This window comes from Budvicia diplopodorum (genome assembly GCF_009800925.1).
Lineage (GTDB): Bacteria > Pseudomonadota > Gammaproteobacteria > Enterobacterales > Enterobacteriaceae > Budvicia > Budvicia diplopodorum.
Window position 1 is genome coordinate 55739 of sequence record NZ_WOYF01000008.1, and the last position, 11090, is coordinate 66828.

The window sequence follows — 11090 nt, forward strand, 5'->3', positions numbered from 1 at the left end:
AGGCCATGAAGAAACGAATTATCAATGCGCCAAGCCGGGAAGTCGTGGACATGATTAAACGCAAAATGCCCAGTGATTCACGCGCTCGTTTACAACACTGCGCTATTGATGCCATTGGATTGATCATGGTTTCTATTCCCGATCTCTATTTTTACGCCGATGTGGCCAATAAAAGCTCTAACGTAGTTATTTCTGAGGTTTTTGGCAGCTGCCCGCAGCACGTCACCACGCTGGCGGTATTTGGCGAAACCTCAGCGGTTCAGTTGGCTATTCAGGCCATCGAAGATATCGATAGTGCAACACAGGGATTCTAGGATGAAAAAGATCCTCATGCTGGCCGGTGATTTCTCTGAAGACTATGAAGTCATGGTGCCTTATCAGGCGTTAACCATGCTCGGGTTTCAGGTGGATGTGGTATGCCCGAATAAGCTGAGCGGCGAGTTGATTAAAACCGCGATTCATGACTTCGAAGGCGATCAGACCTATACCGAAAAACCGGGGCATTTGTTTAAACTAACCGCTTCTTTCAACGATATTCAGCTCGATAGCTACGCCGGTTTTTATATCAGCGGCGGAAGATCGTCTGAGTATCTGCGTTTAGATAGCGACGTTTTGCACATGGTTCGCTTTGCGATGGGCTTTTCGCTGCCGATTGCCGCTATTTGCCACGGTCCACAGGTTTTGGTTGCCGCTAACGTTTTGAACGGCAAAAGGCTTACTGCCTATGCCGCAGTAAAGCCTGAGGTTGAACTTGCCGGTGGGACTTTCATCGATGTCGGCACTGACGGTTCGGTGGTTGACGGCAACTTAGTCACCGCGGCGACTTGGCTAGCCCATCCGGCCATTCTCAACGATTTTACCCGTCTGTTAGGGGTGAAGATTTTTTACTGACTGTTTATCAAACAAATTTACTGATTTCTCACTGAAATCGCTCTTAAGCGTGTTTATGCAGAACAAGTTAACGATTAATAGGAGTCATACACCATGATAGAGAAAGGTTTTTCTAACCCGACGGACCGCATCATCAAACTGAAAGCGATGATTATTGATGCAAAACCTTACGTTGAATCAGAGCGGGCGGTATTAGCCACTGAAGCCTATAAAGAAAATGAAGGCTTATCGCCGATCCTGCGCCGTGCCAAGGTCGTTGAGAACATTTTTAACCACCTGCCGGTCACTATTCGCGACGGTGAGCTGGTGGTTGGCGCGATTACTAAAAATCCTCGTTCCACTGAGATTTGCCCTGAGTTCTCTTATGACTGGGTAGAGAAAGAGTTCGAGACCATGGAACATCGTATTGCCGATCCATTCATTATTACCAAACAGACCGCGCAGGAGCTCCATGAAGCCTTTAAATATTGGCCGGGTAAAACTACCAGCGATCTTGCTTCGTCTTATATGTCGCAAAAAACCAAAGACAGCATGGCAAAAGGCGTCTTTACCGTGGGGAACTACTTCTTTGGCGGCGTAGGCCACGTGACGGTTGATTACGGTAAAATTTTGGAAATTGGTTTTCGCGGCATAATCAAAGAGGTTGCCGAAGCTATCACCAAGCTTGACCGCATGGACCCGAACTACATTAAGAAAGAGCAGTTCTATAACGCGGTTATCATCAGCTATAACGCAGCGATTAACTTTGCCCATCGCTATGCGGCTAAGGCGAATGAACTGGCGGCTCAAGAAACTAACCCAACGCGTAAAAACGAGCTGTTGCAAATTGCCAAAAACTGCAGCCGGGTTCCTGAGCACGGTGCGACTAACTTCTGGGAAGCGTGCCAGACCTTCTGGTTTATTCACTGCATGCTGCAAATTGAGTCAAGCGGCCATTCAATTTCTCCGGGGCGTTTTGACCAATACATGTACCCGTATCTGGTGGCTGATAAAGGCATCGCTAAAGAGTTTGCCCAAGAGCTGGTGGACTGCTGCTGGATCAAGCTGAACGATGTCAATAAAACCCGTGACGAAGTCTCTGCTCAAGCGTTTGCCGGTTATGCGGTATTCCAAAACCTGTGCGTGGGTGGTCAAACGGAAGATGGCCTGGATGCCACTAACGAACTGAGCTACATGTGTATGGAAGCCACGGCTCACGTGCGTTTACCGCAGCCGTCGTTCTCTATTCGCGTATGGCAAGGCACGCCCGATGCGTTCTTGTATCGCGCCTGTGAAGTAGTGCGCTTAGGCTTGGGCGTTCCGGCGATGTATAACGATGAAGTGATTATCCCGTCGTTACAAAACCGCGGCGTTTCGCTGCGCGATGCGCGTGATTACTGCATCATTGGCTGCGTTGAACCGCAGGCACCTCACCGTACCGAAGGCTGGCACGATGCCGCATTCTTTAACGTGGCTAAAGTGCTTGAGATTACGCTAAACGGCGGCAAGGTTAACGATACTCAGCTAGGCCCTGTTACCAAAGACTTAGCTAACTTTCGCAGCATTGACGATTTCTACGCGTCTTTTCAGGCTCAGATGGAATACTTTGTGCACCACTTGGTGGAAGCCTGTAACAGCGTTGATATTGCTCACGGCGAACGCTGCCCGCTGCCGTTCCTTTCCGCCATGGTTGATGACTGTATCGGCCGCGGGAAGTCTATTCAGGAAGGTGGCGCGATTTATAACTTCACCGGGCCTCAGGCCTTCGGCGTAGCGGACACCGGTGACTCGGTGTACGCCATTCAAAAGCAAGTGTTTGAAGACCACAGGCTTTCAGTGCAAGAGCTGAAAGAGGCGTTAAATGCCAACTTTGGCTATCCGGTTGGCGCGCAGTCTACTGCTGCAGCCAGCAAGGCATCGCTGAATGAGCAAGAGATTTATGAGGTGGTTAAGCGCGTGATTGCGCAAAACGGTTCGCTGGATGCCGGTTCGATTAAAAATGAAGTTTATCGTCAGCTTTCGTCGGGCGGTGCCGCTGCTTCAGAGCCTGCGGGCAACAATCGCTATCAGGAAATCCGTCGTATTTTAGAAAGCACGCCGTGCTTTGGTAATGATATCGACGCGGTAGATTTAGTCGCCCGTCGGTGTGCGCTGATTTACTGTAAAGAAGTGGAGAAATACACCAACCCGCGCGGCGGTCAGTTCCAGGCCGGTATCTATCCGGTATCGGCTAACGTGCTGTTTGGTAAAGACGTTGCGGCTTTGCCTGACGGTCGCTTAGCCAGAGAACCGCTGGCCGATGGCGTTTCTCCTCGTCAGGGTAAAGATAGCCTAGGCCCAACGGCGGCGGCTAACTCGGTGGCCAAGCTTGACCACTTTATTGCCTCTAACGGCACGCTGTATAACCAGAAATTCCTGCCTTCTGCTCTGGCGGGCGATAACGGGCTTAAGAACTTCAGCGGCATGGTTCGTGGCTATTTCGACAAGAAGGGGATGCACGTTCAGTTCAACGTGGTTAACCGGGATATCCTCATCGATGCGCAGAAAAACCCAGAGAAGTACCGGGATCTGGTGGTTCGCGTTGCGGGTTATAGCGCCCAGTTCGTGGTATTAGCCAAAGACGTTCAGGACGATATTATCAGCCGTACCGAACAAACGTTCTAATGCCGACGGTGCGATGGGTAAGGCTATTTGGCCTTACCCATTGTTAGCCGTAATCTGAGTTAGCCGTAATCTGACGGGTAAATCCCTACATCAATGGGCTTCAACCTAAGTAAATAATAATGAAGTCACGCAACATGAAGATCATTTTATGAGCGATATTGTATACGACACTGAAGGCATTATTTTTAATATTCAGCGATACTCTTTGCACGATGGACCGGGCATCAGAACCATTCCTTTTTTGAAAGGCTGCCCCTTGTCGTGTAAGTGGTGTAGCAACCCCGAGTCTCAGAAACCCCAGCCGGAAATAATTTTCCAGCAAAGTAACTGTATTCAGTGCGGTAAGTGCTTAGAAGCCTGCCGGTTCGGTGCACTGTCGTCACAAAACCCCTATTTTGTTGACCGCCAGCGCTGTACCGGCTGCGGTGAGTGTGCCAAGGTTTGCCCGACCGATGCGTTACTGATGAAAGGTAAACGTATGACGGTGTGGGAAGTGGTTCAGGAATTACAAAAAGATGAGAACGTTTACCGGCGTTCTAACGGTGGGATCACGCTGTCCGGCGGCGAGCCACTCTCTCAACCCGAATTTACCCGCGAACTTCTGATGGCCTGTAAAGAAAAGGGCTGGCATACCGCCATGGAAACCACCGGGCTAGCGCCAAAAGCGGTGATTGAAAGCGTATTCCCCTATGTCGATTTGGCGTTGGCCGATATTAAGGCTATCGATCCCGCGATACATAAAGACGCCACCGGCGTAGCGAATCAACTGATTCTTGAAAACTTGATTAGAATTTCTTATATCACTCAAGTTTCAGTGCGGATCCCGTTGGTTCCGGGGGTAAATGATGATCTGGATTCGATACGGGCAATTGCCGGTTTTGCTAAACTTATGAACAACGTTGAAACCATTCATATTTTGCCTTACCACAACTACGGTGAGAACAAGTATGCATTGCTTGGGCGTATTTATCCGATGGACGGTGCCGGTTTTATTGATGAAGACAGAGTGAATACGCTCAAACGTGAGATCGAGAGCATGGGATTTACTTGCCATATTGGTGGATGAATTTAGATTACGGAGTATCCAATGGATTATGCGTTCCATCTAAGGGATTTACTTGAGGTTGAGCGTTTACAAACGCTACAGGACAATTTAAGTAAAGCCATGGGGATCGCATTAGTCGTTGTCGATGCTGAAGGCATTCCGGTCACCAAGCCCAGCGGTTTTTCGCCGTTTTGCGTTGCCTCTCGTCAGAATCCGCTGAATGCCGAGAAGTGCTTCCAGTGCGATAACGCGGGCGGTCGTGCCGCGATGCTCCACGATAAGCCAATTGTTTATCGCTGCTACTGCAATTTTGTTGAGTTCGCCGTTCCTATTACCGTTCATGGCCAATATTTTGGCGCATTTATTTCAGGTCAGGTGAGGGTTGAGCCCGAAATAGAGCAGAGTATTGAGCATATTCTGGGGGTTGATGATTCCTGGCGCAGAGATCCCAACCTGATCGATTTGCATAAGAATGTGCACTTTATTCCCTATGAAAAATTTGAAGCCGCCGCCTATTCGTTGCTGCACGTTACCCTTTATCTGGCCGAGCAAGGCTATTCCAATATTATTCAAAAAGAGCTTAACGCCAACAGCGTTAAATTAGCCGATGAATTAAGAATGCGCGCTGAGCTTGAGCGTTTGCTTCATGAGGCCGAATTTAAAGCGCTCACCTATCAGATTAATCCTCATTTTTTGTTCAACGTGCTGAATACCATTGGCCGTTTAGCTTTTTTAGAAGGGGCTCAAAGTACCGAAACTACGGTGTATGATTTTGCCGATATGATGCGTTATATTCTTAAAAAGAGTGATAACAAGCTAATTACCATTAACAGCGAACTGAAGCACGTAAAGAGCTATTTGGCGATCCAGAAAATCAGAATGAAAGATCGCTTTACCTATGAGATCGACGTGCCGAAAAAGTATTTGGGCATTGCCAGCCCGTTCTTAATATTACAGCCGCTGATTGAGAACTGTTTTAACTATGTGGTGGAACCCAGAGAATGCATTAGCTTTATCTCAATTAAAGCTTTTGATAACGGTCGGGATGTGATTTTAGAAATTGCCGATAACGGTGATGGAATACCGGGCGAGAAGATTGGTCATATTTTATCGGGCGATATTGTTTGTAATAATGGCAGCAGTATTGGTATTAATAACGTTCAGAACAGGCTAAGGTTGTTTTTTGGTAACCACTATGGCTTAGAGATTGAAAGCCCCAATAAACCGAACATGGGAACGATAATTAGATTACGTTTTCCTATGACTCAACGATATACCGAAAATGATTCGAGTTGCAGTAACGCCGTAAGTGAGTGATGGGCCTATCGGGAATGGATTTTTTAGGCATTCCAGAGAGCTAACGCACCGGTGACTTGAAGCATGACGGGTATAATAATAAGAATGGAGTCATTATGTATAATATCGTTGTTGTTGAAGACGAACTTATTGAGCTAGAAGCGCTTCGCATTATTATTAACCGTGACATCAGCGGCGTTAAAATTTTTGAGGCTACCAAAGGCTCCGAAGCTATCCGGCTAATCGATGAGCTTGACCAAATTGATATGATATTAGTTGATATTAATATCCCCCTTCCTAACGGGCTTGACGTTATCCGTTACCTTAGACAAAAATCCAGAGAGACAAAAATCATTGTTATCACCGCCAATGATGATGTGGAAATGGTCAGAAATATGTTTGAGTTTAAGGTTGATGACTACTTGCTTAAGCCGGTTAAGCCGCAGTATTTAATTAAGGCCATTAAGAATAGCCTTAACTTCGATGAAAATTTAAACAATAAAATAAAAGAGCAAAAGGTCTATATTAATGAACTGATTAATAACTGCGATTATGTTCAATGGAATGATTTGATCATCAATAATGTTATTAATGAGGCCTACCGGGCAGCAAAAGATCAGCAGAGAATCATTGCTAACTTTATTATGATATTACAACAGATAGCCAAATCAAACGGATGGAAAATTGATGCTCTGAATAACACAGAAAAATTGATGAGCAATCTCAATTTTGATGAGCGAAGTTATTACAATACGTTTCGTATATTATTATCTATTGGTAATGACATTTTTGACGTAGCCTTTTTATCTTCCGGGGCTAAGTTAAATTCAATCCATCGCGCGCAGTATTATATCGAAAGAAATATATTCAAGAATATGACGCTAGACGATGTCGCCGATCATGCCTATATCAGTGCGTGTTACCTGAGCCGGTTATTTAAAAAGCAGTTTGGTATTGGCTATTCGGAATATCTGACGCACCGTAAGATGGTGATAGCCAAGCTATTGTTGAACTTCAGCGATTTGCAGATTAATGCGATTGCGCTGGAACTTTCCTATCAGGACGCTAACTATTTTTGTCGTCTGTTTAAAAAGGAAACGGGTCTGTCACCGTCGGAATATAGAAAGAATATGGTTGAAGTATAGCTATTTTCCGGCAGCCCTCGTTGTTTCCCCTTGTCATCACCACCTGTCGTCATCCCGCAGAACTCCATAGACATAAGGGGATATTTGTCCTATCGCGCTTAACTGAACAAAAAAGTCTTGTTCGAAACAAAGATATTCTATTTTGCCGGTATTAGAATCGGGAAAAGCGCATAGGGCGTTATGCTGGGGCTAAGTATGGATTCGTATCTCTTCACATCAGAATCGGTTTCTGAAGGTCATCCGGATAAGCTGGCTGACCAAATTTCAGATGCCATTCTTGATGCACATCTGGTTCAGGATCCTCATGCCCGCGTAGCCTGCGAATGTCTGGTTAAGACCGGCGTAGCCATCGTTGCCGGTGAAATAACCTCCAGTGCCAGAGTCGATATTGAACAGGTCGTGCGAAAAACCATTAATCGCGTTGGCTATACCAGTAGCGACATCGGGTTTGACGGCAATACCTGTAGCGTGGTGAATCTTCTTGGCCACCAGTCGCCGGATATCGACCGGGGAATTCTTCGGCACAGCCCGGATGAGCAGGGGGCTGGCGATCAGGGCATTATGTTTGGCTATGCGACCAATGAAACCCCGGAACTGATGCCTGCCGCCATTAGCTATGCCCATCGATTGATGGAGCGCCAGGCGCTGTTGCGTAAAAGCGAGCGCTTACCTTTTTTACTGCCGGACGCCAAAAGTCAGGTGACTTTCCGTTATGAAAATGGCCGGATAAAAGATATCGATACCATTGTGTTATCCACTCAACATCGGGAAGCGGTTAGCCTGTCTGACCTACGCGAAGCGGTAACGGAAGAGATTATTAAGCCGGTTATTCCAGCCCGCTACCTGTCAAAAACCACAAAATACCTGATTAATCCAACCGGCCGTTTTGTGGTGGGTGGCCCGATGGGCGACTGTGGTTTAACCGGTCGAAAAATTATTGTCGATACCTATGGCGGCGCGGCGCGCCACGGTGGAGGGGCGTTTTCAGGTAAAGACCCTTCTAAGGTTGACCGCTCTGCGGCCTATGCTGCACGCTATGTTGCCAAGAATATTGTTGCTGCCGGTTTCGCCGATCGCTGTGAAATCCAGATAGCCTATGCTATCGGAGTGGCCAGCCCGGTTTCAGTCATGGTCAATACCTTCGGCACGGAGAAAATACCGTCTGAGGTGTTGCAACGGCTGATCCTACAAACCTTCGATCTACGCCCTTACAGCATTATCAAGATGTTTGATTTGCTCAGCCCGCTTTATACCCGCACCGCCTGCTATGGTCACTTCGGCCGCGATATCTTCCCGTGGGAAAAAACCGCTCACGCCCCATTGCTTAAAGACGCCATATAGCGATATTTCGCCCGCCAACCTCAGGCGGATTCTCGGCGGTTGGCGGTCTTATCAGTTTGTTTCATAACCGTTATTTTGGCGTTAGTAATATCTTGTTGTTTAGTGGGGATGATGACAAAAATCTCCGGTTAGTTGTCAAGACATTTGCCTTTAAGCTCCCTACTATCAATGCTAAGTCAATCCCTGTCTGTCGGTTAGCGCTGACTAACTGACGCCATAAAATTAACTATATTAAGCAGCCGAAAGGCGATTAAGGAGTCAATATGCAACAAGAAGCATTAGGTATGGTGGAAACAAAAGGCTTGGTCGCTGCAATCGAAGCCGCCGACACCATGGTGAAATCGGCCAACGTTACGCTAGTGGGCTATGAAAAAATTGGTTCTGGTTTAGTGACCGTGATGGTTCGCGGCGACGTTGGCGCAGTAAAAGCGGCTACTGACGCGGGTTCTGCCGCTGCCAGCAAGGTTGGCGAATTGGTTTCTATTCACGTTATTCCTCGCCCTCACACTGAAGTTGAAAAAATTCTTCCTCAGGCCGGAACAAAAAACTAAATAAAGAGGGAGGGGTAAGATGAGTAACAGCCTTGTTGAGCAGATTGTTTCCGAAGTGATGCGCAAACAAAACGGCAGAACTGCGGAAATAGCGTCCCCTTCTTTTTTAAGGGGCTGTGGTCTGACTGAGTTTGTTGGAACGGCGATTGGTAACACCATTGGGCTAGTGATAGCCAATGTGGACTCTCAGCTCCATGAACTGATGGGGATCGACAAAAGATACCGTTCTATTGGTATTCTTGGTGCCAGAACCGGCGCGGGTCCACATATTTTTGCCGCAGATGAAGCGGTTAAAGCCACAAACTGTGAAGTGCTGTCGATTGAACTGCCGCGCGATACCATGGGCGGCGGTGGTCACGGTAGCCTGATTATTTTCGGCGCTGAAGACGTTTCAGACGCGCGGCGGGCGATTGAAGTTGCCTTATCCGAAGTGCAACGAACCATGGGGGATGTATATGGCTCCCCGGCCGGTCACCTTGAATTCCAATATACCGCCCGCGCCAGCTATGCGCTGAACAAGGCGTTTGGCGCTCCGCTGGGTAAGTCTTTTGGTATCACCGTGGGCTCTCCGGCTGCAATCGGTGTGGTGATTGCAGATGTGGCGGCTAAAGCGGCGGTTATTGAACCGGTGGGTTATTCCAGCCCGGCCAAAGGCACTAGCTTTAGTAACGAAGTAATTTTCACCTTCGCCGGTGATTCAGGTGCGGTGCGGCAGGCGGTGATCGCGGCCAGAGAGGTTGGCTTACAGCTTCTGGCGACGCTCGACCCGGCAGAGATTAAGTCAACAACGGTGCCTTATATTTAATGAGTCAATGAACGTACAGGCAGGACTGAATATGATAAGACAAAGCTTGGGCCTGATTGAAACCGTCGGTTTAGCGGCCGCAATTGAAGCGGCGGATACCGCGGTAAAATCGGCCAACGTACAGATTATTGGCTATGAGCTGACCAAAGGCGGCGGCATGGTGATGGTCAAAATGCTGGGAGAAGTTGGGGCGGTTAACGCTGCAATCTCTGCGGCAGCCGTGGCGGCGGCAAGGGTGAATAGGGTGGTTTCAACTAAAGTTATTGCGCGCATGGGGGAAGGGCTGGCGCTGATGGTTGCTTCACCTGAAACCGCGCAGGCTAAAGCGCCAGAAACAAAAGCCAGTCAGGCTATTGCCGTCACCGTGCTAGATAATGAAGACCTCTCGCTAGACTGTAGCTCACTGGCCGCGCAAGACATTGCCTTAGACGATGAGAAACCGTCGGCTAAAGCGGCGTCACAGCCGGTTAACCACGCCGAGACGCCTGATTCGAATAAGAAAAAGCGTAAATAGTTCTGCCGTTTTATCATCGGTCTTTCCCCCTCGTCGCCCCGGTGGAAACCGGGGTCCAGCCTTTAGGCTAAGCGCTAATTTGTTAGCTAAAACCTGGGTCCCGTTTTTCAACGGGATGACGGCATTAGGTTGGCGTTCTGAAAGGGGACTACCGGCGAGCCATTTATGCTAGCAGTCAGCTCATCAAACCCGCCGCCACGTTGACCGACAGCCCGAGTATCGACAAATTGAACAGGAAAGAGAGAACCGATTGGAATAGGGCAATGCGCCGAACTTCCGTGGTGCCGGTTTCAATATCAGCAGTCTGACATGCGACAGCGATGGTGAACGAGAAGTAGAGAAAATCCCAGTACTCAGGTTTTTCAGCCTTATCGGGAAAAATCAGTACTTTTTCTGCCTTGGCGCTTTTTCGGTAAAACAGATGAGCGTAATGCATGGTAAAAACCGTGGGTAATAAAGCCCAAGAGACAAAGAGCGTACTGCCGGTCAGCGCCAGATGGAGCGTTTTGGCTGAACCTGAAAGATTTTTAACGGTACTGAGTTCCAGAAAAATTGCCGCCATGCTTACCATACAGGCCATGCTAACCAGCGCCAGAACCTGACTGGCACTTTCATCCTGCGTACGGGCAATCTCGCTAATACGCTTCTTCCCGGAAAACATCATCAGTATCCAGATGAAAATCAGATACAGCCACGCCAGCACGTTCCAACCGATCAGTAATTTCTGTGATAAGGCAAATTTGGCAGGAAGCAAGAAATAGCAGGCGATGCCTGCCAATATGGATATGAGGAAATTTGGACGGGTCTTTAAGTAGTGCCTCACCGGGATGAAGGGCATAACGTTTACCTCGTACTATAT

The 11090-nt window shown here is 48.0% G+C and carries 11 protein-coding genes; 10 read left to right on the forward strand and 1 reads right to left on the reverse strand.

Annotated elements, in window-relative coordinates:
* Positions 1–5: 5 nt before the first annotated feature.
* The 10 genes from GVI43_RS09655 (at position 6) to GVI43_RS15955 (ending at position 10231) form a co-directional block, all read left to right on the forward strand.
* On the forward strand, positions 6–314 hold the full coding sequence (locus GVI43_RS09655; protein ID WP_159566656.1) for a BMC domain-containing protein: 309 nt from the start codon (positions 6–8) through the stop codon (positions 312–314).
* Position 315: 1 nt separating this feature from the next.
* Positions 316–891, forward strand: coding sequence for a DJ-1/PfpI family protein (locus GVI43_RS09660; RefSeq protein ID WP_159566657.1), 576 nt, complete (start codon positions 316–318; stop codon positions 889–891).
* Between the two features lie 93 nt (positions 892–984).
* A complete protein-coding gene (gene grpM, locus GVI43_RS09665; protein ID WP_159566658.1) occupies positions 985–3534 on the forward strand; it encodes a glycyl radical diol dehydratase GrpM in 2550 nt (849 codons plus the stop codon).
* A gap of 148 nt (positions 3535–3682) precedes the next feature.
* Positions 3683–4600 (forward strand): glycyl-radical enzyme activating protein, encoded by a 918-nt coding sequence (locus GVI43_RS09670; protein ID WP_159566659.1) that lies wholly within the window; start codon positions 3683–3685, stop codon positions 4598–4600.
* 21 nt (positions 4601–4621) lie between these two features.
* Positions 4622–5896, forward strand: a complete 1275-nt coding sequence (locus GVI43_RS09675; RefSeq protein WP_159566660.1) for a sensor histidine kinase — start codon at positions 4622–4624, stop codon at positions 5894–5896.
* Between the two features lie 95 nt (positions 5897–5991).
* Entirely contained in the window at positions 5992–7020 is a 1029-nt protein-coding gene (locus GVI43_RS09680) for a response regulator (protein WP_159566661.1), read from the forward strand.
* A gap of 195 nt (positions 7021–7215) precedes the next feature.
* A complete protein-coding gene (metK, locus tag GVI43_RS09685; RefSeq protein WP_159566662.1) occupies positions 7216–8361 on the forward strand; it encodes a methionine adenosyltransferase in 1146 nt (381 codons plus the stop codon).
* Between the two features lie 263 nt (positions 8362–8624).
* Complete coding sequence (gene grpH / locus GVI43_RS09690) at positions 8625–8912, forward strand: propanediol utilization system shell hexameric protein GrpH (RefSeq protein WP_159566663.1); 288 nt, start codon at positions 8625–8627, stop codon at positions 8910–8912.
* Positions 8913–8931: 19 nt separating this feature from the next.
* Positions 8932–9717 (forward strand): propanediol utilization microcompartment protein PduB, encoded by a 786-nt coding sequence (gene pduB, locus GVI43_RS09695; RefSeq protein ID WP_159566664.1) that lies wholly within the window; start codon positions 8932–8934, stop codon positions 9715–9717.
* Between the two features lie 31 nt (positions 9718–9748).
* Complete coding sequence (locus GVI43_RS15955; protein ID WP_159566665.1) at positions 9749–10231, forward strand: BMC domain-containing protein; 483 nt, start codon at positions 9749–9751, stop codon at positions 10229–10231.
* A 175-nt stretch (positions 10232–10406) separates the two neighbouring features.
* Here the strand turns inward: GVI43_RS15955 and GVI43_RS09705 are convergent, their stop codons facing one another.
* The gene (locus GVI43_RS09705; protein ID WP_159566666.1) at positions 10407–11069 is read right to left on the reverse strand and encodes a DUF1345 domain-containing protein; all 663 of its coding nucleotides are present in this window, start codon (positions 11067–11069) and stop codon (positions 10407–10409) included.
* Positions 11070–11090: the final 21 nt, after the last annotated feature.